Here is a 21,118-nt window from a genome sequence, read left to right on the forward strand (position 1 = left end):
AGAACTTATTCGGAAAAAGCAAAACAAACTACATTGTTTTAATACTTTTTATTTATTTTAACACAATATTAAGAATTTCAAAAATAAAAAACGCACAATACTGTAAAAAATTACTTTCTAGGATGAAAACTATGCATAACTTCTCTTAAAAAACTGCGATCTAAATGAACATAGATTTCTGTTGTCGTAATCGATTCGTGCCCCAACATTAACTGAATTGATCTCAAATCGGCACCGTTTTCAAGTAAATGTGTTGCAAACGAGTGTCGTAATGTATGAGGACTTATACTTTTTTTAAGCCCATTTTTTTGCGCTAAATCTTTAATAATAGTAAAAACCATAGCACGAGTTAACTGATTTCCTCTTCTATTTAAGAATAAAGTATCTTCGGCTCCTTTTTTAATATTCAGATTACAACGAATGTTATTTCTATAGATATCAATATATTTTTGAGTTAATGCACAGATTGGGACAAATCTCTCCTTATTTCCTTTTCCTGTAATTTTAATGAAACCTTCATCGAAAAAAAGATCTGAAATTTTAAGCGAAACCAATTCAGAAACACGCAAGCCGCAACCATATAAAGTTTCGAGCATAGCTCTATTTCGCTCCCCCTCATTGGTACTTAAGTCGATTGTTTCAATCAAAGTATCAATTTCTTGAAGGGATAAAGTATCGGGTAATTTTCGTCCCGTTTTTGGCGTTTCTATTAATTCTAAAGGATTGTCGTTTCTGTAATCTTCAAAAACCAAGTAATTAAAGAAACTTTTCAGTCCGGAAATAATTCTAGCCTGAGATCTCGGATTTACTTCTTTAGCAACCGCATAAATAAATTGCTGTAATGTCTCATCGGAAATCTTTATTGGCGAAACATCAATCTGATTAGTTTCTAAAAAAAGACACAAACGTTCAATATCAAAGCCATAGTTTTCGATTGTATTTTTAGACAAACCTCTCTCAATCCTCAAATATGACTGATAATCTTTTATATATCTGCTCCAATTCATACTTACAAATAACGTAATTTTTTGGCATAAAAAAACCTCCCGTTATTAGGAAGGTTTTTCGAATATTTTAAAATTCAGATTAGAATTTATAAGCTAGTGAAAGCTGTAAGTTACTGTTTTTTGCGCTATCGTAGTACTCCTCAGAATCATCAATATCATTATCAGAAATTGGAGACAAACCAATAGTATAGCGAAGACCTACAGAGAAATTTTCAGTAAAGCTGTATCCTGCGCCTAAGTTAAATCCAAAATCAGTTGATCTAGTGTAGTCTTTGAAGTCTTCACCGTTTGCTTTAGCTGATAATAAAATTCCAAGTTGAGGACCAGCTTCTACATTAAATTTTTTATCAACTATGTAATACTTTGCTAGCACAGGAATGTTTAAATAATTTAATTTAAGATCTCCATCAGATCCAAAAGGTCCATCAAATTTAGCTCCTTGTGCAGAGTATAAAAGCTCTGGCTGAATATAAAACTTTTCAACTACATGTATTTCAGCTAAACCACCTACATGAAAGCCTACTAGTGTTTTATTATTTTCGACATCTCCTCCAACAACATTTGAAATATTAAGACCTCCTTTTACTCCAAATCTTGTTTGCTGTGCATTTGTAAATGCAAAAGCCATAATTGCAATGGCAGATAAAATAACTTTTTTCATTCTAATTTGTTTTGGGTTAAATTAATTAGGTCAAATATAAAAATATTCTTCATAAATCAACATTAGGAATTTAACAAATAAAATAATAAATTCTATACTAATTGTTAATTTTAAATTAAGCAAATTTGGAAATTAGGAATTTGACGCATAAAAAAAGCCTCCCTAAAAATTAAGGAAGGCTTTCTAAAAACTAACTAACTGTTTTTTTCTTAGAACTTGTACACTACTCCAAATCTTACATCACTTAAATCACTAGCAAGACCGAAAGAGTTTGTTTTATCAGCACCATGTCCACCATTGTTGTTTACACTATATTCTAAACCAGCCCAAGTAGCTTCAATCGCAAAATGGTTAGATAAGAAATAGCTTAATCCTAATCCAACATTAACACCGATTTCATTTGATTTATCTTTTTCAATTTTGTGATTTGTAAAATCAAGACCAGCCTGACCATAAACAGAAAATTGAGAAGCTGGAGTAAAATAATATCTACCAAAAGCCCCAACAGTAAAATCATTTTGTTTTACATCATTCTCTTTAGACGATCCAAAACCTAATTTCCCTCCAATAGCAACATTCTCAGACACTAAAAAGCCTACACTTGGTACAAGTATAAAAGCATTGGATTTAGAATCTCCCGTTTTTTCAGTCCCTACACCAAAAGCTCCAGAAATAAAGGCATCTCCTTTAGCAAATCCTTTGGTTTGTGCATTAGCAAACGAAAAGCCCAATACTGCAATAGCAGCTAAAACAATTTTTTTCATAATTTCTAAATATTAATTTTAATTTATTTGAAAACAAAAATAAGATTAGACTTACAAAAAATAATGTCGCAATAGGTTTAAAAACTATCAAAATACGACAAAAACGATTTGCAATGAGTTATTGAAAATCAGAATTTTAAAAGATTTGAAGAAGATTTCACAACATAAAAACTCACTTTGAATGGGAATTTTATTAATTATTTAATCCAAAATATAATGCAATAAAAAGCCAAATATGTAGTTTTGACCTATAAATAACATTTAAAATACCAATTTTTAAAAACCTTTTTATGAAGAAAATACTTTTAGCAGCTGTTATGTTTCTTGCAACATCAGCGGCAGTACAAGCACAATTACTAAAATTCGGTGTAAAAGCAGGGGTTAACTTTGCAAGTCAACCAGGTGATGCGACCTTAGATGGTGTCGCATTTGACAAAGATGGAATAACTAGTTTTCATGCTGGTGTGGTAGCTGAAGTAAAATTATTAGAAAAATTCTCTATTCAGCCAGAGCTTTTATACTCTACTCAAGGAGCGACTTATAAATTTAAAGATGCTCAGGAAGATTTTAAAAATGAATTAGCTTACTTATCTGTTCCTGTAATGGCAAAAATTTACATGACAAAATCATTAAGTTTAGAGGTTGGTCCACAAGCTTCCTTTTTATTAAATCAAAAAAATGACGTAGATCTTGACGATGCTAAAACATTTGATTTTGCTATTAATGCAGGCTTAGGATTAAAAATTACAGAAAGCATTTTTGTTCAAGGACGCTATAGCTTAGGATTGACAGAAGCTTCTTCTAATGCAGATATCAGAAACTCTGTAATACAACTTTCAGCTGGATTTATGTTCTAAAGAAATAAATAATATCACATACTTTTACAAAAACCGCTCTATTTATTAGTGCGGTTTTTTTTATTTTTACACAGCCAAATGGCAATTGCTAAATTCAATAGCAATGTCAATATTTCAATATAAATAATTTTGAACATGAAAATCTGCATTATCAACGGACCTAATTTGAATCTTTTAGGAAAAAGAGAACCTGAAGTTTACGGAAGCCAAACTTTCGAAGATTATTTTGAAACGTTGAAAGAAAAATTTCCAAACATCGACCTTACCTATTATCAAAGTAATATTGAAGGTGAACTGATTGGAAAAATTCAAGAATGCGGTTTTACTTTTGACGGGATCATTTTGAATGCGGGCGCTTATACCCATACCTCAATTGGTTTAGGAGATGCAATGAAAGCCGTTACAACTCCTGTAATAGAAGTTCACATCTCGAATACTTATGCGAGAGAAAGCTTTAGACATCAATCTTATTTATCTGGAAATGCAAAAGGAGTTATTCTAGGTTTTGGACTTAAAAGTTATGAATTGGCTATTCTGTCATTCTTATAAAATAGTTCTGTTGAATGAAGTCGAGTTCTTACTATTATGGCTTCGACTTCTTTCAGCATGACAAACTATTGCGCAATCCTTACATATTCCTAATTTAGTTTCTTTTAGAATTTAACAAATTATTAATAAGCTCAGATTTAACTTGTTATATTTTTGTAAGACAAGCCACATTACATGAGAAACTTTACTTTATTTGCCTTTCTATTTTTTTCTCTTTCCCACTTTGCCCAAATTAGGGGAACTGTAACAGACGACAAAGGAAATCCGCTTCCTTTTGTTTCAGTTTTTGAAGAAAACACTTACGCAGGAACCACTACAAATGAGCAGGGAAAATATCAGCTGAACGTAAAAGAAATTGGAGGAAATATAATCACCTTTCAATACTTAGGTTATAAAACTCAAAAAATAACCGTCCTGGCGGCAACAAAAATGGTCAATTTAGATGTTAAACTTCAAGAAGAAAGTTTCACTTTAAACGAAGTTATAATCGATCCTAAAAATAATCCAGCAAATGCAATTATAAAAAGTGCAATTGCTAATAAAAAGGAAAACTCAGCTAAAACTGGAAAATATACTGCCGATTTTTATTCGAAAGGAATGTTTAAAGTTAAAGATCTTCCTAAAAAAATTCTGGGCAAAAAAGTAGAACTGGGCGACGACATGGCTTCAAATCTAGATTCTACAGGAACAGGAATTTTATATTTATCGGAAACAATTTCTAAAGTGAGCCATGAAAAACCAAACAAGTTTAAAGAAAACATTATAGCTTCTAAAATCTCTGGAAACAACCGCGGCTACAGTTACAACACAGCAGCATTATCAAATTACGACTTCTACGATAACGCCTTAGATTTTGATGTAAAGCTCATCTCTCCTATTGCAGACAATGCTTTCAATTATTACAAATACAAATTGGAAAGCACTTTTTACGATGCGAACAATCAGCAGATTTACAAAATTAAGGTCATCCCGAAACGTGATAAAGAGCCCGTTTTTGAAGGCTACATTTATATTGTAGATGATAGTTTTGCCATTTATGCCATCGATTTAGACATCAAAGGTTATAGAATGAAAAATGAATTTACAGAAATAATGACTCTAAAACAGAGTTTTAGTTATAATACAAAAAACAAAATCTGGTCTAAAAATGCGCAAACACTTTCTTTTAATGCGGGTATTTTTGGCGTGAAATTCTCCGGAAACTTCAATTATATTTATTCTAATTATGAATTTCCAGAGTCATTTGAAAAGAAAACTTTCGGAAATGAACTGGTAGCTTTTGATCTCAATGCCAATAAAAAAGATGATGCTTTCTGGAATGAAATTCGTCCGATTCCGCTAACTATTGAAGAAAGCAGTGATTACGCAAAAAAAGACAGCTTACAAACCATTAGAAAATCGAAAAAATATACTGATTCTATTGATGCAAAAAATAACAAATTTAAAGTTTGGGATGTTTTAATGGGTTATGATTATAAAAACACTTTCAAGAAATATTCTTTTGATTATAAAGGTTTACTCAATATTACTTCTTTAAGTTTCAATACAGTTCAAGGTTTTAATTTGGATTCTGGTTTTTCTTTTAAGAAATGGAATGAAGAGGAAGGAAAAAACACTTCGATAAGCACCACTTTTAATTATGGATTTTCTGACGAACGTTTTCGTGTAATTGGAGAGTTCAGCCACCGATTTAATAATATCAATTACGCTACAATTTGGGGTTCTGGCGGAACAAAAACAGCTCAGTTTAATAGCGCTGAGCCTATTTCTAAATTGATCAACTCAATAAGTTCTTTGTTTTTTAAAGACAATTATATGAAACTATATAATTTAGAATTTGCTGAAATCAATTATGGACAGGACATTGCAAACGGAATAAATCTTACTGGAAAAGTTGGTTACGAACAGCGAAAACCGCTTTTTAACACCACTGATTATTCTTTCTTTAAAAAAGATGATCTTTATTCATCAAATAATCCTTTGGCACCAAACGATTTTACAACGCCTGCTTTTGACCAGCATCATTTGTTTAAAGCACTTATAACTTCGAGAATCAACTTTGGCAATAAATATATTTCAAGACCCGACGGAAGATTTAATTTTAAGGATGATAAATATCCCACGGTTTATTTAGCTTTCGAAAAGACATTCGCGGCTAGCGAAAAAAAATATGAATATGAAAGAATCGGTGCTTCTGTTCTATACGATTTATCACTTGGGAATAAAGGTCTTTTAGGGACTAATTTTAGAGGAGGAAAATTCTTTAACGCTGAAAATATTTCGTTTATCGATTACAGACATTTCAACGGAAACCAAACTCATATCGGAACAAGCGAACGTTATTTAAATGTTTTCAATTTGATGCCATATTATGCAAATAGTACAAACGATAGTTATTTTGAAATGCATGCAGAATACAATGACACAGGTTTTATTATGAATAAAATTCCGTTATTAAATCTTCTAAAATCTACGATGAATATTGGATTTCATTCATTGGCAATTCCAGACAGAAAACCATATTCTGAATTTACAATCGGCTTAGACAATCTAGGTTTCGGAAAATTCAAGTTATTCCGAATCGATTATGTGCATTCTTACCAAAGTGGAGTACAGCAAAATGGAGTTGTCTTTGGATTGAAGATCTTAAATGCGTTAGACTAAAGGTTCTAAGATTCTGAGTTTCTAAGTTTCTGATCCTTTTGTCTGGCTGAGCGGAGTCGAAGCCCACACAAAGAATTTCAAATAAAAAAATCCGCTTAAATCATAATCTGTTTTCACGCAGATTTTAAAGATTTAAGCGGATTTTTTTTGATTTAATAATTATTCCAAAGGTAAAAACCTTAGCACCTCAGAGCCTTTGTCCCTTTGAACCTTTAACAATGATAATCATCTGGTTCAATATGAATCAGAACATTTCCTAATTGTGGAATTTGCTCTTTTAAAGTATCTTGAAGTTTATGAGATAAATCGTGTCCTTCTTTTACCGAAATTTTAGCAGAAACAATCGCATGAAGATCTACGTGATAACGCATTCCCGCTTTACGAATAAAACACTTTTCTGTTCCTAAAATTCCTGAAACAGTCAAAGCGACAACACGAATTTCTTCGACTAAATCGTCGTTTAAGTTTTCATCCATAATTTCGCCAAGCGCAGGTCTAAAAATTTTATAACTATTATATAAAATAAAGAATGCTGCAAAAAGCGCCGCCCAATCATCAGCAGATTCATAACCTTTTCCCATAACAAGCGCAATCGTAATCCCGATAAATGCTGCAACAGAAGTTATTGCATCACTTCGATGATGCCATGCATCGGCTGCCAAAGCGCTACTATTAGTTTGTTTGCTTCGTTTCATTACTAAACGGAATGAATATTCTTTCCATATTATAATTGCACCTAAAACATACAAAGTCCATGATTTTGGCAAATCGTGCGAAGTTTGGATATTGGCAATACTTTCATAACCAATAATAGTTGCTGAAGTAATTAAAAATCCAACAACCAAAAACGTAATTAAAGGTTCTGCACGACCGTGACCGTAAGGATGATTTTCATCTGGCGGTTTATTCGAATATTTAATTCCGAACAACACCAAAAATGACGAAAATATATCCGTAGTCGACTCAATCGCATCTGCAATTAAGGCATAAGAATTGCCAAAAAAACCTGCTAAACCTTTTATAAGGGCTAAGCAGGTGTTTCCAGCTATACTAAAGTATGTAGCTTTTATAGCTTTTTGTTCGTTTGTCATGTATGACTATTTTTTTTCGCCACGAATTCACGAATTTATATCTTCAAAGATTATCAAAATAATACGTGAATTTGTGGCTAATAACTATGCTCTCACAATTTTGGCTCCAATTGCTCTCAAACGCTCGTCGATACGCTCATATCCACGATCGATTTGCTCAATATTTTGAATTGTGCTAGTTCCTTTTGCAGAAAGCGCCGCAATCAATAATGAGATTCCCGCGCGAATATCTGGAGAAGACATTGTAGTTGCTTTCAATTGAGATTCGAAATTATGTCCCATCACCACAGCTCTGTGCGGATCACATAACATAATTTTTGCTCCCATATCAATTAGTTTATCCACAAAGAATAAACGGCTTTCGAACATTTTTTGGTGAATCAAAACGTCTCCTTTTGCTTGAGTTGCCACAACCAAAACAATACTTAATAAGTCAGGTGTAAATCCTGGCCATGGTGCATCTGCAATTGTTAAGATAGAACCGTCGATATCTGTTTTTACTTCGTATCCGTCTTTGTGAGCAGGAATGTAAATATCGTCATTACGTTTTTCGATTGTAATTCCTAATTTTCTAAAAGTATTTGGAATCAAACCTAAATTTTCCCAACTAACATTTTTGATTGTGATTTCGCTTTTTGTCATAGCCGCAAGACCAATCCAAGAACCGATTTCGATCATATCTGGTAAAATTCTGTGCTCACATCCACCTAAGCTTTCAACACCTTCGATAGTCAATAAGTTTGAACCAACTCCGGTAATTTTAGCTCCCATTGAGTTCAACATTTTACATAACTGTTGCAAATAAGGCTCGCAAGCAGCATTGTAAACAGTAGTTGTTCCTTTTGCTAAAACCGCAGCCATTACAATGTTTGCAGTTCCAGTTACAGAAGCTTCGTCTAAAAGCATATCTGTTCCAGTCAATCCTCCTTCTGGAGATTCTACTCCATAAAAGTGATCTTCTCTGTTATATCTAAATTTTGCTCCAAGATTAATAAAACCTTCAAAGTGTGTATCTAATCTACGGCGACCGATTTTATCTCCACCTGGTTTTGGAATATATCCTTTTCCGAAACGAGCCAAAAGCGGACCAACAATCATAATAGAACCACGAAGCGCTCCACCTTCTTTTTTGAAAGCTTCAGTTTCTAAGTATCCAACATTAACTTCATCAGCTTGAAAAGTAATCGAACCTGGTTCGTTACGTTGAATTTTCACCCCTAAATTACCCAACAAAGTGATTAATTTATTGATGTCTATAATATCAGGAATGTTATTAATTTTTACTTTATCTCCTGTTAGAAGCACGGCACATAAAATTTGTAATGCCTCATTTTTTGCTCCTTGCGGAGTGATTTCTCCTTTTAAAGGAGTTCCTCCTTCGATTTTAAAAATTCCCATAAATTGTTTTTAGGTTCTTTCAAAGTTTCTAAGATTCTGAGATCCTAAGATTCTAAGTGAAAACTTAGCTACTTAGAAGCTTAGCCTCTTAGCAGCTCTTTTTACTTTTGATTATTGTTTTTTTGAAATGTCTTTTTTTGACCGCCTTTATTATTATTGTTTTTGTTATTCTGCATTTTTGGCTGTACACCAGAAGCTATTTTGTTTGACATGCGTTTGTTTGTACGCATTAAATCTGTAGTATTCAACAACTCTTCTGTACTGTGTAACAAATTGATTTTGCCTCCAGATAATTCATATAAATGCTCAAAAATCACATCGTCTTTTACTGTGTCTTTATTCCAGCTTAAAAACGATTTTTTCATGTGATTGGCAATCACCATGATCAACGCAGTTTTCATATCGCCGTCTTCCCATTTATTGGCAACATCAATCATATATTTAATGTTGTTTCCATAAAATCTATATTTTGGAAAGTTCTGCGGATATTGCAAAACATCTGGCTTCAATTCCAAAACTTCTCTTGAAGGAATCGGATATGGCGACTCTACATTCAGTTTAAAATCAGACATAATAAAAAGCTGATCCCAAAGTTTATGCTGAAAATCTGGCACATCACGCAAATGCGGATTCAGACTTCCCATAACCTGAATGATATATTTTGCAGCTTTGTTGCGCGTTTCATCATCTTCAATTGCAGTTGCCTGATCAATCAGTTTTTGCAAATGACGACCGTACTCCGGAATAATTAAACGCTGTCTTTCAGAATTATATTCTAAATTGAAGACAACATCGCCTGCGACTTCTCTTTTATATTTTTCGTTCATAAGTTTATAATGAAACTATACCTTCTATTGTAGAAACTTCTTTGTATTTACTGATCACATCATCCGAGCTGTGCATAGTAACATCTATAGAAACGCTGGTAAATTTGCCAGTTTTCGATTTTGTTGTCTTAATCACCGCTCCCATTCTATCAAAAGCTTTTTCAACACGCTCAACATTATCTGCTACAGAAGGCACAATAAATTTGTACAAGTATTCTGCTGGCCAAGTATTTGCGTTATCAAGCTCCAATTTCAATCTTTCGTAAAATTCGGCTGTATTTTTTTCTTTATCGTTCTCCATTCGTAATTAAAAATAAACGCAAATATACGTTTTTGATTTCAGATTATGATTTTAGATTTTAGATTTTTTGACTCTAAAAATGAGGGTATTTTTTTGCTACGAATTACGCTAATTAACACAAATTATTTGATCCAAAAATTCAATTTCCTTAATTTTAATTAACTTGGCGAATCAAAAAATAAAAAACAGCAAAATTCGCAGCAGAAAAACTTTGCGACTTTGCAAGATTAAAACATTTAAAATGAAAAAACTCCTTTTACTTTTTATCGTTCTTACACTAAATACAATTCAAGCACAAGAAGTCAAAACCCTAACTTATTTCCAAAACGACACTTTAAAACTCAATTTAGATTTATATCTGCCAAAGAAAAAAGCAGGAGAAAAAATCCCGTTGATTCTTTTCGCTTTTGGCGGAGGTTTTTCTGGCGGAGAACGTACAAGCGAGAAAGATTTCGGTTTATTTATGGCAAAAAATGGTTATGCAGTTGCGAGCATTTCGTACAGTTTATACATGAAAGGAAAAGATTTTGGCTGTAAAGGAACTTTAACGGAAAAAATAAAAGCGATTCAGATTGGCGTAAGCGATATGTGGCAAGCGACAGCTTTTATGATCGAAAATGCGGACAAATATAATCTTGATACTTCAAAAATATTTATTTCTGGAATTAGCGCTGGTGCCGAAATTGGTTTTCACGCTTCTTTTTGGGATTATAAATTAATGAATTTATACAAAAGCAATCTTCCAGAAAACTTCCAATACAAAGGTTTTATTGGAGGTTCGGGAGCAATTCAGGATATTAATTTAATTACGAAAGAAAAAGCGATTCCGATGTTATTGGCGCATGGAAACAATGATGACACTGTTCCTTACGCAGCAGGTTCGCACCGATCTTGCCCGACAAATGCTTCTGGCTGGCTTATCCTTTTTGGTTCTTATGCGGTTTACAATCAAATGAATGATTTACATAAAGACATCGAATTGATTACTTTCTGTGGGGGCGGACATGAATTCTCTGGCTATCTTTTCCATCAAGGACAACAATATGTTTTAGATTTTGTGAATGATGTTTTAAATGGTAAAAAATTCCAATCGCATTTGATTATTCCTTCTAATAAAAAAGGGAAAGATTCTGGAAAGTATTTATTTTGTGAGTGATTTGTAAAATATTTTCAGCGTCCTGCAAGGTTTTCAAAACCTTGTAGGTATTATTTTTTCTCGCTTACAATTTACCACTTGAGAAACCTACAAGGTTTTGAAAACCTTGCAGGAGGAAAAACGAAAAATTATTCCAAAAACAAAACCATCTTTCCCCTTAACCCTGATTGAGGCGGTATCCTTTTATGGTGGGGTTCACCATAAAAGATAGAGCCGAAAGCAGGAACTTTGTCTGCTAAAATGCCAAATCTTTCGTTTCTAGTAAATATTCTTTTTAATTATAAATAAGTTTAGGTAAATTTGCGCTTTATTTTTAGAATAGTGCAAAAAGAAATTATTGTCTTGCTTGGCGGACCTGGTACTGGAAAATCGACTCTTATTAACGAATTAGTAGCTCGTGGCTTTTGCTGCTATCCTGAAATCTCTAGACAGGTGACCATGAAAGCGCAAGAAGAAGGCATTGAACAATTGTTCTTAGAACAGCCTCTTTTGTTTAGCGAAATGTTATTGGAAGGACGTATTGAACAATATAAAAATGCTCTTGAAGAGCCTGATAATCTAGTTTTTATCGACAGAGGAATTCCAGATGTTGTGGCTTATATGGATTATATTGGCGACGAATATCCGAAAGGTTTTGTTCAAGCTTGCGAGGATTATAAATATTCTAAAACTTTTATTCTGCCGCCTTGGGAAGAAATTTATAAAAGTGATGCGGAGCGTTATGAAAATTTCGAGCAGGCCGTAAAAATTCAGGAACATCTTATTGAAACCTATAAAAAATACGGTTACGAACTGATTGAAGTTCCAAAAGATACAGTTGAAAACAGAATTCTTTATATCTTAGACAAAATTTAGCAGCATGGTTTAAAGTTGCAAAACTAGAAACTGTTTTTCTAAATTTTTAACTTTAAAACAAAAGCAATGCTCGGAGCGCAGGATATTCTTCTAAAATACTGGAAACACGACAGTTTTAGACCGTTGCAAAAAGAAATTATAGATTCTGTTCTTGAAGGACAGGATACTTTTGCCGTACTTCCGACGGGAGGCGGAAAATCAATTTGCTTTCAAGTCCCCGCGATGATGCAGGAAGGAATCTGCCTCGTAATTTCTCCTTTGATTGCCTTGATGAAGGATCAGGTGATGAATCTGCAGAAAAGAAATATCAAAGCAATTGCTCTTACTGGCGGAATTCATACTGAAGAATTGATCGATCTTTTGGACAATTGCCAATACGGAAATTACAAATTCTTATATCTATCGCCAGAAAGATTACAGTCTGACTGGATTCTAGAACGTATTAAAAACCTGCCAATCAATTTAATTGCCATTGACGAAGCGCATTGTGTTTCGCAATGGGGGCATGATTTTAGGCCTGCATATCTTAAAATTTCGGAACTAAAGAAATACTTTTCTAAAATTCCGTTTTTAGCTTTGACCGCAACAGCAACTCCAAGAGTTATTGAAGATATCAGAACACAATTAGAATTAAAAAATCCTAGACATTTTCAGCAGTCATTTGAGCGAAAAAATATTGCTTATATGGTTTTTGAAGTTGAAGACAAACTATACCGTACCGAACAAATTCTCAAAAAAAATCCGCAACCTTCAATTATATATGTGCGAAATCGCAAAGGGTGTTTAAACATGTCTTCGCAATTGCAATCATTAGGTTTTACTTCAACATATTATCACGGCGGACTTTCGTCTAAAGAAAAAGACAAAAACATGCAGTTGTGGATGTCGGAGCAGGCGCAAGTTATCGTTGCTACGAATGCTTTCGGAATGGGAATTGACAAAGACAATGTAAAAACGGTTATTCATACACAGCTTCCAGAAAACTTAGAAAATTATTATCAAGAATCTGGACGTGCAGGGCGAAATGGCGCAAAGGCTTTTTCAGTTTTGCTTTATAATAACTCAGACGCCATTCAGACCGAACAGCAGTTTTTAAATATTCTTCCTGATAAGAAGTTTCTAAAAACGATGTATATAAAACTTTGCAACTACTTTCAGATTGCTTATGGGGAAGGTTTAGACGAATCTTTTGCTTTTAAACTGAATCATTTTTGCAATAAATATGAGTTCCCTACTTTAAAAACATATAATGCTTTGCAGTTTTTAAACCAGCAGGGAATTATTACGATGTCTCAGGAATTTTCAGAAAAAATCAGTGCGCAATTTTTAATCGAATCTAAAGAAGTCATTCGATATATGAGCCTGAATCAAAATGACGAAGAAATTATATTAGCGATTTTAAGAACTTATCCTGGCATTTATGAGGTTAAAGCGAATCTAAATTTAGCTTTACTTGCAAAAAAATCAAACCGAACAGAAGAACAGATTGTTGCTGTTTTAGAAAAACTGAAAGAAAAAGAAATAATTGAATATAAATCTAAAAATAACGATGCTACTATTTTATTTAATGAAGTTCGCGAAGACGATCATACTATAAATAGAGTTTCGAAATATTTGGAAAAACAGAATGAGGTTAAAAAAGAGCAGCTTTTATCTGTTTTACATTATATAAAAGAAAATAAAACCTGCAAAAACAGATTAGTTTTAGGCTATTTTGGAGAAGAAGCCAAAGAAAACTGCGGCATCTGTTCGTACTGCATTACACAAAAAGGAAAAATTACCGAAGCCGATTCAATTGCAGACAAGATTTTGTCTTTATTGAAAACAGCTTCTTTGAGTTCGAGAGAAATTGAAAACCAGATAAAAATGGATACCAAAGATATTTTATCTGTTCTTCAGGAATTACTCGAAAACAATCATATTACTATACAACCGAATAATAAATACACTTTAAAATCATAATGGAGAAATTGAGAATTATATTTATGGGAACTCCAGAATTTGCCGTTGGCATTTTGGACACCATTATCAAAAATAACTATGAAGTTGTTGGCGTAATTACTGCTGCAGACAAACCGGCAGGACGCGGACAAAAAATAAAATATTCGGCAGTAAAAGAATATGCACTTGCCAACAATCTAACTTTATTACAACCAACGAATTTAAAAGATGAAAGTTTCTTAGCAGAATTAAAAGCCCTAAACGCCAATTTGCAAATTGTTGTTGCTTTTAGAATGTTACCAAAAGTTGTTTGGGAAATGCCAAGCTTAGGAACCTTCAACCTTCACGCTTCATTGCTTCCTAATTACCGTGGAGCTGCTCCTATCAACTGGGCGATTATTAACGGTGAAACTAAAACCGGGGTCACTACTTTCTTTATTGATGATAAAATTGATACTGGTGCAATGATTTTAAATTCAGAAATCAGTATCGAGCCCGAAGAAACTGCAGGACAATTACACGATCGTTTAATGCATTTAGGAAGTACAACTGTAATCGATACTTTAAAGATTATTGAAAACGGAAATGTTACTACAACAATTCAAGAAGACAACGACGATATTAAAACGGCATACAAATTAAACAAAGAAAACTGTAAAATTGATTGGACAAAATCTGGAGCAGAAATCAACAATCTGATTCGAGGTTTAAGTACGTATCCTGCTTCTTGGTGCTTCTTGAAAGACCAAAATGAAGAACTGAATATTAAAATTTACGAAGCCAAACTAGTCTCAGAATCACATTCTTATGAGATTGGAAAGTTAATTAGCAGTAAAAAAGAAATAAAGATTGCAATAAAAGGCGGCTTTATTCAGTTATTAAGTCTACAATTTCCGGGAAAAAAGAGAATGCTTGCTTCAGAATTATTAAATGGAGTAAGTTTTTCCGAAGCTGCAAAAGTGTATTAAGCTCAGTAAAACAGGGGTTTGTACCTATTTTTCATCGATAAACAACATTGTTTATGAACAAAAAAAGCAAGTTATTAACAATTTTTACTAAAAACAATGAAAACACTTGCACGCAACGGATTTCCTACTAAATTTGTGTATTAACAATTTTTTTTAACCAACAATTAATAACTAATTATTATGAACAAATCAGAATTAATCGATGCTATCGCTGCTGATGCAGGAATCACAAAAGCTGCGGCAAAATTAGCTTTAGAGTCATTTTTAGGTAATGTAGGAACTACTTTGAAAAAAGGAGGAAGAGTTTCATTAGTAGGTTTTGGATCTTGGTCAGTTTCTTCAAGAGCTGCTAGAGATGGTAGAAACCCTCAAACAGGAAAAACTATTAAGATTGCAGCTAAAAACGTTGTAAAATTCAAAGCTGGAGCTGAATTAGAAGGTGCAGTGAACTAAGTAAGAAAGTTCTCTAAACTAATAATATAATTAAAACCTTCCATCTGGAAGGTTTTTTTATGCGGTTTAACGATTTTTTTTGTGATTTTAATTTTTTTATGACTAAATTTAATAAAAATTGTAACCGTATGATTTCAGAAAAATTAAAAAAAGGACACCTGCTTATTGCCGAGCCTTCAATAATTGGAGATTTATCTTTTAACAGATCGGTAATTTTATTAGCAGACCATAACAAGGAAGGATCAATAGGTTTTATAATCAACAAGCCATTAAAATACACTATTAATGACTTGATACCTGAAATTGATGCTAACTTTAAGATATACAACGGAGGCCCTGTAGAACAAGACAACCTTTATTTTATTCACAATATTCCTGAGTTAATTCCAAACAGTGTGGAAATCTCAAACGGAATTTATTGGGGAGGTGATTTTGAATCCACAAAAGATCTAATAAACAACGGAGCTATTAGTAAAAATAATATTCGTTTTTTCTTAGGCTATACTGGTTGGGAAGAAAATCAGCTTGAGAATGAGATGCAAGGAAACTCTTGGATTATTGCTGATAATAATTATAAAAATAAAATTATCGGAAAATCTACCACTCATTTTTGGAAAGAGCAGATTATTGAGCTTGGCGGTGATTATCTTATTTGGTCTAACGCACCAGAAAATCCATATCTGAATTAATTTTCAGTTATGGATTCATTTAGTTTCTGCACTAATAAATGAGCTAGATTCGTTGTAAACTCCTTTTTTCGATATTTAGTTATCGGCTGTATTCCCATGATCACATTTGTTAGAAATAATTCGTCAGCTTTTTGAAGATCAAATGGCGAAATTATTTCTTCTGACACTTCTATGCCTTCGACCTTTTTAGAAAGCGCTAAAATTTGCTTACGCATAATTCCATTCAAAGCTCCTTCTGAAACTGGAGGTGTAATAAGCTTTTTGCCTATTAGCATAAAAATATTTCCTTGAAGCGCCTCGACAACATTTTTACTATCATTCAGTAAGATACAGTTGGCAAGGTCGTTTTCGTGCGCATAAATACTTCCTGTAATATTAATGATTTTATTGGTCGTTTTAAGAGACGATAATAATTGTTTTGTTACATAGAAGTCTTTGTACAAATCAACTTCATATTCGTTTGAATTTATACTATAAAAAGTACTTTCAAGTGGAGTTGCATTGATTAAAAATGAAATATCATTAGTTTTTGGAAGATATAAACCGCCATCATTTCTAAAAACGGTAATTCTTGCACGTGCTGAAGCAGTGATTCCTTGTTCTTTTACCAAGTTTAGAATTTGCTCTTCAAAATATTCCATTGTAAAATTCATCGGAATCATCATTCTCACTACTCGCATAGAAGCCATTAGTCTAAAATAATGATCCTCAAGAAACAAGATTTTTCCGTTGATAATTTTTACTGTTTCAAAGATACCGTCTCCGTATAAAAAAGCGCGATTTTGAGTTAATATTGTATCTTCTTGCGCTATGTTTCCGTTAAAATTAATCATAAAAAAACCCTGAATTTTGTTCAGGGCAAATATAAGGTATAAAATAGACTTTTACTAAACAGATCCTATAAGATGTTTTAGGTCTGAGATCTGATTCTCCCACAATTGTTTAGCTTCACCTAATTCCTCTTTATCGGCAAAATCTACCACCATAAGCGATACATCTTTAGTTAATTCATCAACTAAAATATGAAGTTCAAAAAAGTACTCAGTATCCTTACTGCTTTCGTCAACCCATTTAAATTTTACTTTTTCGCCAGATTTTTTTGAAGCTAAGCGAGCTTTTTCTTGCGAATCATTCCAGATGAAAGTAAAAAATTCACCTCTCGAATTCACATTGTCAGCAAACCATTCTTGCAAACCTGACGGCGTTGATATATATTGATACAATAGTTGTGGCGAAGAATTAATCGGAAACTCTATTTCGTAACGTATTTTTGAATCCATGTGCTACTTTAATTTTTTTCGAAATATAAGAATATATGTCCAAAAACAATGCATTTTTAAAAATATTTTTTTTTCTTCATTTTATGCTTGCACGCTTTAATATTATTTCTATCTTTGCACCCGCAATCAGGAATTCATGATAGCAGTCCAGGCGAGGTAGCTCAGTTGGTTAGAGCGCAGGATTCATAACCCTGAGGTCACGGGTTCAACTCCCGTCCTCGCTACAAGGTAAAACACCACTTTTTTTTAAAGTGGTGTTTTTTTTTGTTAAAAATAATTTAGAAAAATGGAAGAGTTTGTAGTTTATATCTTGTTCTCTGAAAAATTCAATAAAAATTATACTGGATTTACTTCTAACTTAATTGAACGTTTTAAATCTCATAATTTACTTGCTATAAAAGGCCATACTGTAAAATACAGACCTTGGAAAGTAATTCATATAGAATTTTTCAATTCTAAAATTGAAGCCATTAAAAGAGAAAAATATTTAAAAACTGGAATTGGAAGAGAATTTATTAAAGACCTCATCAATTCGCTTTAAGATCAGGATTCTTATCCGCCGCGGCGGACACGGGTTCAACTCCCGTCCTCGCTACTTAGAAAGCAAAACCCTTAAACAGAAAAGTTTAAGGGTTTTTTATTTGATTATTCTTTTTGAACAAGAATTCTTTAGTAAAAAAATCTTTTTTTAAATACTAAAAAACAAGAAAATAACCATTGATAACTACCATTAAAATAGTTATTTTGCAAAGGTAATTTACGAACATATGGATATAGTTAAATTTAAGATCACATCAAAAACGATAAAAGTCGAAGTGCGCAATTCGAATAATTATATTTTTAATTTTAATACTGCTTTAGAAATTGATAAAGCAGATCGCGAGGTTTTATTAAAGCTATATAATGCCTTAGATCTTCTTTTTAAGAAAGAAGCTACGATCGAAAACAAAAACTATATTTCGCCAAATCAGACCAATATATTAGATCAAATTTCTGCTGCAGATTTAGAGAAAGAAAACCAATAGCTGTTTTTTTTGCTCTTCTTTATATTTTAGAAGAATGCTAAAAGTCCTTGAATAAAAAATATTCAGGGACTTTCTTTTTACAATTATTCCTGCTATCGTCAAAAAACAGTAATTTTAATCTGCATCTCTAAAAAATATTTTTCTGTATCTGTACCCAAATCGAATGGAATGAACTTGTAAAATCTAATTTAGAAAATTGGGCAGAATAATAAAAATAGCATTTAATCGAATTATGAAAAATAATGACCAAGTAGAAATAGTCACTTATAACTCTAAGTATCAAAAAAGCTTTAAGGACTTAAATATAGAATGGATTTCGAATTATTTTGAAGTTGAACCAAATGATGTAAAAGCGCTCGATCACGCCGAAGATTACATTATAAACAAGGGTGGCGAAATTTTTTCAGCTATTTTAAATAATGAGGTTTTAGGCGTTTGCGCTTTAATTAAAAGTGACGGAAAAAATTATGATTACGAATTAGCCAAAATGGCTGTAAGTCCGAAAGCACAAGGAAAAGGAGTTGGATTATTATTAGCCGAATCTGCAATAAAATGGGCGTCAGAAAAAGGAGCTTCAAAAATTTATCTGGAAAGCAATACCAAACTGAAACCAGCCATTAAATTGTATGAAAAACTGGGTTTTATAGAAATTAATGGCATTTCTTCGCCTTATAACAGAGTTGATATTCAAATGATGCTTACTATTTAGAAAACTAGAATTCCTCGATAAATTATAAAAAAGTAAACTCTTAAACATTTTGTTTAAGAGTTTTTATTTAAGACAAGCTGTAACATTTCTCCAATAAAAACGTCAAATCTAAAATTTAATTACGGTTCTTTGCAACTTATTACATTTGCGATTTGCCATTGCCAAATTTCAAATACAATAATATTGACACCAATGAGTTTAGACTAGGAAATTAGTCGCGATATTTTCGTTATGGACAATAAAAAGTTTATTTTAAGTTTAAAAAAAGGTAATGAAGCCGCTTTCAAAGAAGTGTACTTCAGCTACTACGATAAACTGATAAATATTGCCAAGCGATTTCATTCTTCTGTATTTACTCCTGAAGATTTTGTTCAGGAAACTTTCATACGACTATACAATAAAAGAGAACTTCTTAACGAAGATGTTTTGTTCGACAAACAGATTTTTGTTATCTGCAAGAACATCATTCTTAACCATGTTAATAGAGAAAACAAAATAGTACAGCTTGATCCTAGTCAAGTTGACATGCCGGAAGAAGAATCAGATTCAGGAATTTTTGAAGAAAGACAAGAAAAACTACAAAATTTCATTAATCAGCTTCCAGAGCAGCAACAAAAAATCTTCACTTTACACAAACTGGAAAACCTTAGCTATAAGGAGATTGCAGAGTTAACAGATCTTTCTGAGAAAACTATTGCCAATCATATTTATCTCGCCAGTAAATTTATTCGAAAAAAAATCGAAAACCATTAGGAACTTTTTAGTTCTCGTTTGTTATACTAAAAAACAAGAACTAAAATGCACATTGAAGCTTACAAAACTAATGTCAAAACAAAGAAAGACGCAAGTTTACTTGTAGCTCTTTTGCAGTTTGTTATTTCTGATTGCATCATAAATTTTGATCGCCAAGGACGTGAAAACATCCTTAAAATTGAAACCAATCGCGATATTGAAGAAATGGTTTGCCGTGTTTTTAGCAAACAAGGATTTCATTGTCAAATTATTTAATAACTAGAAAAGATGGATCAGGAGAAATTTGACGAGGAATTTAAAAAATTATGGGAAGAGTCTCCCCTTTCTCATTCCGAAGACGAAAAAGAAGCTTCGTGGGAACAATTTCATGCTAAAACATTTCCGGAGAAGAAAAGAAAACTTAAGCCTTGGCACCTTTATGCAGCGGCTTCGGTATTGCTTTTCACACTTATTGGAACTGGATTTTATTTTAACGGAAAACCTTCTGCTGAAAATTTAGTTCTTTCTGAAAATGTAATCGAAAATACAACCTCAACGATAAAATATGTCATTTTACCAGATAGTTCAAAGGTAGAATTGGCTCCGAATTCTAAAATTATTTACGGAAACGATTTTGCTTTAAATAGAAAAATTAAAATGGATGGTGAAGCATATTTTAAAGTTAAAAAAGACAAACAGCATCCTTTTCAGGTTTTCTGCGATGAAACTACAACTACGGTTTTAGGAACTTCTTTTACGGTGAAAGAATCTGAAAACGAAGAAATCACTGTGGAACTTTTTGAAGGAAGCGTTCAGATGAATGTAAAGGGACAAAACCAAAAATGGATTTTGAAACCGGGAGAAAAATTTACGTATGGAAACCAAACGGCTTCAGTAAAAGAATTCAGCCGATTTGTAGATTTTGATAATGAAGAACTTTCTGCCATAAGCCATTACATCGAAGAAAATTATGGCTACAAAGTGATTCTTCCGAAAGAAAATCACGATCAGAAAATTACCATTCGAATCAATAAAAAAGAAGATTTAAAAACGATTCTACAATTACTATCAGAAATGTACAACCTAAACTTTGAAATAAATGAAGATTTAAAGCAGATTACTTTTCAATGAAAACAAAAAAGGATGTAAGCCGCGAAACTCCACATCCTCCTAATGTTCAGGATAACATTA

24 protein-coding genes and 1 tRNA gene are annotated in these 21,118 nt (G+C 32.6%); 16 read left to right on the forward strand and 9 right to left on the reverse strand.

Translation table 11 applies throughout. The features are described 5' to 3' along the window. Positions 1 to 110: 110 nt before the first annotated feature. The 3 genes from xerD to QLQ96_RS00645 all read right to left on the reverse strand — a co-directional run bounded on the left by xerD (position 111) and on the right by QLQ96_RS00645 (position 2,432). On the reverse strand, positions 111 to 1,007 hold the full coding sequence (xerD, locus tag QLQ96_RS00635; RefSeq protein ID WP_482493824.1) for a site-specific tyrosine recombinase XerD: 897 nt from the start codon (positions 1,005 to 1,007) through the stop codon (positions 111 to 113). 79 nt (positions 1,008 to 1,086) lie between these two features. After that, complete coding sequence (locus QLQ96_RS00640; RefSeq protein ID WP_482493826.1) at positions 1,087 to 1,668, reverse strand: porin family protein; 582 nt, start codon at positions 1,666 to 1,668, stop codon at positions 1,087 to 1,089. 209 nt (positions 1,669 to 1,877) lie between these two features. Beyond that, entirely contained in the window at positions 1,878 to 2,432 is a 555-nt protein-coding gene (locus tag QLQ96_RS00645) for an outer membrane beta-barrel protein (RefSeq protein WP_482493828.1), read from the reverse strand. Between the two features lie 290 nt (positions 2,433 to 2,722). Between QLQ96_RS00645 and QLQ96_RS00650 the strand changes: the two genes are divergently transcribed. The 3 genes from QLQ96_RS00650 (at position 2,723) to QLQ96_RS00660 (ending at position 6,502) form a co-directional block, all read left to right on the forward strand. Next, positions 2,723 to 3,289, forward strand: a complete 567-nt coding sequence (locus tag QLQ96_RS00650) for a porin family protein (protein ID WP_482493830.1) — start codon at positions 2,723 to 2,725, stop codon at positions 3,287 to 3,289. Positions 3,290 to 3,424: 135 nt separating this feature from the next. Next, positions 3,425 to 3,838 carry a type II 3-dehydroquinate dehydratase gene (aroQ, locus tag QLQ96_RS00655; RefSeq protein ID WP_482493831.1) on the forward strand — a complete coding sequence of 138 codons (414 nt, stop codon included), beginning with the start codon at positions 3,425 to 3,427 and terminating at the stop codon, positions 3,836 to 3,838. Between the two features lie 174 nt (positions 3,839 to 4,012). After that, positions 4,013 to 6,502: a DUF5686 and carboxypeptidase regulatory-like domain-containing protein gene (locus QLQ96_RS00660; protein WP_482493832.1), complete on the forward strand. Its 2,490-nt coding sequence runs from the start codon at positions 4,013 to 4,015 to the stop codon at positions 6,500 to 6,502. A gap of 212 nt (positions 6,503 to 6,714) precedes the next feature. On the opposite strand, the gene QLQ96_RS00665 is transcribed toward QLQ96_RS00660, so the two are convergent. The 4 genes from QLQ96_RS00665 to QLQ96_RS00680 all read right to left on the reverse strand — a co-directional run bounded on the left by QLQ96_RS00665 (position 6,715) and on the right by QLQ96_RS00680 (position 10,119). Continuing rightward, positions 6,715 to 7,593 (reverse strand): cation diffusion facilitator family transporter, encoded by an 879-nt coding sequence (locus QLQ96_RS00665; protein WP_482493833.1) that lies wholly within the window; start codon positions 7,591 to 7,593, stop codon positions 6,715 to 6,717. An 84-nt stretch (positions 7,594 to 7,677) separates the two neighbouring features. Continuing rightward, positions 7,678 to 8,991 (reverse strand): UDP-N-acetylglucosamine 1-carboxyvinyltransferase, encoded by a 1,314-nt coding sequence (gene murA / locus QLQ96_RS00670; RefSeq protein WP_155103512.1) that lies wholly within the window; start codon positions 8,989 to 8,991, stop codon positions 7,678 to 7,680. Positions 8,992 to 9,092: 101 nt separating this feature from the next. Then, positions 9,093 to 9,818 (reverse strand): DUF4290 domain-containing protein, encoded by a 726-nt coding sequence (locus tag QLQ96_RS00675; RefSeq protein WP_482493836.1) that lies wholly within the window; start codon positions 9,816 to 9,818, stop codon positions 9,093 to 9,095. 4 nt (positions 9,819 to 9,822) lie between these two features. After that, the gene (locus QLQ96_RS00680) at positions 9,823 to 10,119 is read right to left on the reverse strand and encodes a DUF493 family protein (RefSeq protein WP_179008199.1); all 297 of its coding nucleotides are present in this window, start codon (positions 10,117 to 10,119) and stop codon (positions 9,823 to 9,825) included. Between the two features lie 241 nt (positions 10,120 to 10,360). Between QLQ96_RS00680 and QLQ96_RS00685 the strand changes: the two genes are divergently transcribed. From QLQ96_RS00685 to QLQ96_RS00710, 6 genes are all read left to right on the forward strand, one after another. Continuing rightward, on the forward strand, positions 10,361 to 11,275 hold the full coding sequence (locus QLQ96_RS00685; protein ID WP_482493838.1) for an alpha/beta hydrolase family protein: 915 nt from the start codon (positions 10,361 to 10,363) through the stop codon (positions 11,273 to 11,275). 321 nt (positions 11,276 to 11,596) lie between these two features. Further along, positions 11,597 to 12,130, forward strand: coding sequence for an AAA family ATPase (locus QLQ96_RS00690; protein WP_482493840.1), 534 nt, complete (start codon positions 11,597 to 11,599; stop codon positions 12,128 to 12,130). Positions 12,131 to 12,196: 66 nt separating this feature from the next. Then, entirely contained in the window at positions 12,197 to 14,092 is a 1,896-nt protein-coding gene (locus QLQ96_RS00695) for a RecQ family ATP-dependent DNA helicase (RefSeq protein ID WP_482493842.1), read from the forward strand. Continuing rightward, positions 14,092 to 15,039, forward strand: coding sequence for a methionyl-tRNA formyltransferase (gene fmt / locus QLQ96_RS00700; protein WP_482493844.1), 948 nt, complete (start codon positions 14,092 to 14,094; stop codon positions 15,037 to 15,039). The genes QLQ96_RS00695 and fmt overlap by 1 nt, the downstream gene beginning before the upstream one ends. Positions 15,040 to 15,219: 180 nt before the next feature. Then, positions 15,220 to 15,492, forward strand: a complete 273-nt coding sequence (locus QLQ96_RS00705; protein WP_008464760.1) for an HU family DNA-binding protein — start codon at positions 15,220 to 15,222, stop codon at positions 15,490 to 15,492. A gap of 128 nt (positions 15,493 to 15,620) precedes the next feature. Beyond that, positions 15,621 to 16,181 (forward strand): YqgE/AlgH family protein, encoded by a 561-nt coding sequence (locus QLQ96_RS00710; RefSeq protein ID WP_482493847.1) that lies wholly within the window; start codon positions 15,621 to 15,623, stop codon positions 16,179 to 16,181. Here QLQ96_RS00710 and QLQ96_RS00715 read toward each other — a convergent pair. Together QLQ96_RS00715 and QLQ96_RS00720 are read right to left on the reverse strand one after the other, a co-directional pair. Then, positions 16,178 to 17,014: an aminotransferase class IV gene (locus tag QLQ96_RS00715; RefSeq protein ID WP_482493849.1), complete on the reverse strand. Its 837-nt coding sequence runs from the start codon at positions 17,012 to 17,014 to the stop codon at positions 16,178 to 16,180. The genes QLQ96_RS00710 and QLQ96_RS00715 overlap by 4 nt on opposite strands. 54 nt (positions 17,015 to 17,068) lie before the next feature. Next, positions 17,069 to 17,461 (reverse strand): START-like domain-containing protein, encoded by a 393-nt coding sequence (locus tag QLQ96_RS00720; protein WP_111285785.1) that lies wholly within the window; start codon positions 17,459 to 17,461, stop codon positions 17,069 to 17,071. Between the two features lie 150 nt (positions 17,462 to 17,611). Here QLQ96_RS00720 and QLQ96_RS00725 point away from each other — a divergent pair. The 7 genes from QLQ96_RS00725 to QLQ96_RS00755 all read left to right on the forward strand — a co-directional run bounded on the left by QLQ96_RS00725 (position 17,612) and on the right by QLQ96_RS00755 (position 21,058). Further along, positions 17,612 to 17,685: transfer RNA gene (locus QLQ96_RS00725), tRNA-Met, on the forward strand. Between the two features lie 62 nt (positions 17,686 to 17,747). After that, positions 17,748 to 18,002 (forward strand): GIY-YIG nuclease family protein, encoded by a 255-nt coding sequence (locus QLQ96_RS00730; protein ID WP_482493851.1) that lies wholly within the window; start codon positions 17,748 to 17,750, stop codon positions 18,000 to 18,002. Between the two features lie 226 nt (positions 18,003 to 18,228). After that, positions 18,229 to 18,486, forward strand: coding sequence for a hypothetical protein (locus QLQ96_RS00735; RefSeq protein ID WP_482493853.1), 258 nt, complete (start codon positions 18,229 to 18,231; stop codon positions 18,484 to 18,486). 232 nt (positions 18,487 to 18,718) lie between these two features. Then, positions 18,719 to 19,195 (forward strand): GNAT family N-acetyltransferase, encoded by a 477-nt coding sequence (locus tag QLQ96_RS00740; protein WP_482493855.1) that lies wholly within the window; start codon positions 18,719 to 18,721, stop codon positions 19,193 to 19,195. A 231-nt stretch (positions 19,196 to 19,426) separates the two neighbouring features. Then, positions 19,427 to 19,948: an RNA polymerase sigma factor gene (locus QLQ96_RS00745; RefSeq protein WP_482493857.1), complete on the forward strand. Its 522-nt coding sequence runs from the start codon at positions 19,427 to 19,429 to the stop codon at positions 19,946 to 19,948. A gap of 45 nt (positions 19,949 to 19,993) precedes the next feature. Continuing rightward, positions 19,994 to 20,203 carry a hypothetical protein gene (locus QLQ96_RS00750; RefSeq protein ID WP_482493859.1) on the forward strand — a complete coding sequence of 70 codons (210 nt, stop codon included), beginning with the start codon at positions 19,994 to 19,996 and terminating at the stop codon, positions 20,201 to 20,203. A 12-nt stretch (positions 20,204 to 20,215) separates the two neighbouring features. Then, positions 20,216 to 21,058, forward strand: a complete 843-nt coding sequence (locus QLQ96_RS00755; protein WP_482493861.1) for a FecR family protein — start codon at positions 20,216 to 20,218, stop codon at positions 21,056 to 21,058. The last annotated feature ends 60 nt before the right edge of the window (positions 21,059 to 21,118 follow it).

This window comes from Flavobacterium sp. B167r (assembly GCF_056824315.1).

Excerpts from the sequence above, each read along its gene's own strand:
- QLQ96_RS00660 (WP_482493832.1), top strand. The coding sequence starts at position 4,013 with ATGAGAAACTTTACTTTATTTGCCTTTCTATTTTTTTCTCTTTCCCAC.
- QLQ96_RS00735 (WP_482493853.1), top strand. The coding sequence starts at position 18,229 with ATGGATATAGTTAAATTTAAGATCACATCAAAAACGATAAAAGTCGAA.
- QLQ96_RS00675 (WP_482493836.1), bottom strand. The coding sequence starts at position 9,818 with ATGAACGAAAAATATAAAAGAGAAGTCGCAGGCGATGTTGTCTTCAAT.
- QLQ96_RS00665 (WP_482493833.1), bottom strand. The coding sequence starts at position 7,593 with ATGACAAACGAACAAAAAGCTATAAAAGCTACATACTTTAGTATAGCT.
- fmt (WP_482493844.1), top strand. The coding sequence starts at position 14,092 with ATGGAGAAATTGAGAATTATATTTATGGGAACTCCAGAATTTGCCGTT.
- xerD (WP_482493824.1), bottom strand. The coding sequence starts at position 1,007 with ATGAATTGGAGCAGATATATAAAAGATTATCAGTCATATTTGAGGATT.
- QLQ96_RS00720 (WP_111285785.1), bottom strand. The coding sequence starts at position 17,461 with ATGGATTCAAAAATACGTTACGAAATAGAGTTTCCGATTAATTCTTCG.
- QLQ96_RS00640 (WP_482493826.1), bottom strand. The coding sequence starts at position 1,668 with ATGAAAAAAGTTATTTTATCTGCCATTGCAATTATGGCTTTTGCATTT.
- QLQ96_RS00650 (WP_482493830.1), top strand. The coding sequence starts at position 2,723 with ATGAAGAAAATACTTTTAGCAGCTGTTATGTTTCTTGCAACATCAGCG.
- aroQ (WP_482493831.1), top strand. The coding sequence starts at position 3,425 with ATGAAAATCTGCATTATCAACGGACCTAATTTGAATCTTTTAGGAAAA.
- QLQ96_RS00710 (WP_482493847.1), top strand. The coding sequence starts at position 15,621 with ATGATTTCAGAAAAATTAAAAAAAGGACACCTGCTTATTGCCGAGCCT.
- QLQ96_RS00695 (WP_482493842.1), top strand. The coding sequence starts at position 12,197 with ATGCTCGGAGCGCAGGATATTCTTCTAAAATACTGGAAACACGACAGT.
- QLQ96_RS00715 (WP_482493849.1), bottom strand. The coding sequence starts at position 17,014 with ATGATTAATTTTAACGGAAACATAGCGCAAGAAGATACAATATTAACT.
- QLQ96_RS00730 (WP_482493851.1), top strand. The coding sequence starts at position 17,748 with ATGGAAGAGTTTGTAGTTTATATCTTGTTCTCTGAAAAATTCAATAAA.
- QLQ96_RS00705 (WP_008464760.1), top strand. The coding sequence starts at position 15,220 with ATGAACAAATCAGAATTAATCGATGCTATCGCTGCTGATGCAGGAATC.
- QLQ96_RS00685 (WP_482493838.1), top strand. The coding sequence starts at position 10,361 with ATGAAAAAACTCCTTTTACTTTTTATCGTTCTTACACTAAATACAATT.
- QLQ96_RS00750 (WP_482493859.1), top strand. The coding sequence starts at position 19,994 with ATGCACATTGAAGCTTACAAAACTAATGTCAAAACAAAGAAAGACGCA.
- murA (WP_155103512.1), bottom strand. The coding sequence starts at position 8,991 with ATGGGAATTTTTAAAATCGAAGGAGGAACTCCTTTAAAAGGAGAAATC.
- QLQ96_RS00745 (WP_482493857.1), top strand. The coding sequence starts at position 19,427 with ATGGACAATAAAAAGTTTATTTTAAGTTTAAAAAAAGGTAATGAAGCC.
- QLQ96_RS00755 (WP_482493861.1), top strand. The coding sequence starts at position 20,216 with ATGGATCAGGAGAAATTTGACGAGGAATTTAAAAAATTATGGGAAGAG.
- QLQ96_RS00740 (WP_482493855.1), top strand. The coding sequence starts at position 18,719 with ATGAAAAATAATGACCAAGTAGAAATAGTCACTTATAACTCTAAGTAT.
- QLQ96_RS00680 (WP_179008199.1), bottom strand. The coding sequence starts at position 10,119 with ATGGAGAACGATAAAGAAAAAAATACAGCCGAATTTTACGAAAGATTG.
- QLQ96_RS00645 (WP_482493828.1), bottom strand. The coding sequence starts at position 2,432 with ATGAAAAAAATTGTTTTAGCTGCTATTGCAGTATTGGGCTTTTCGTTT.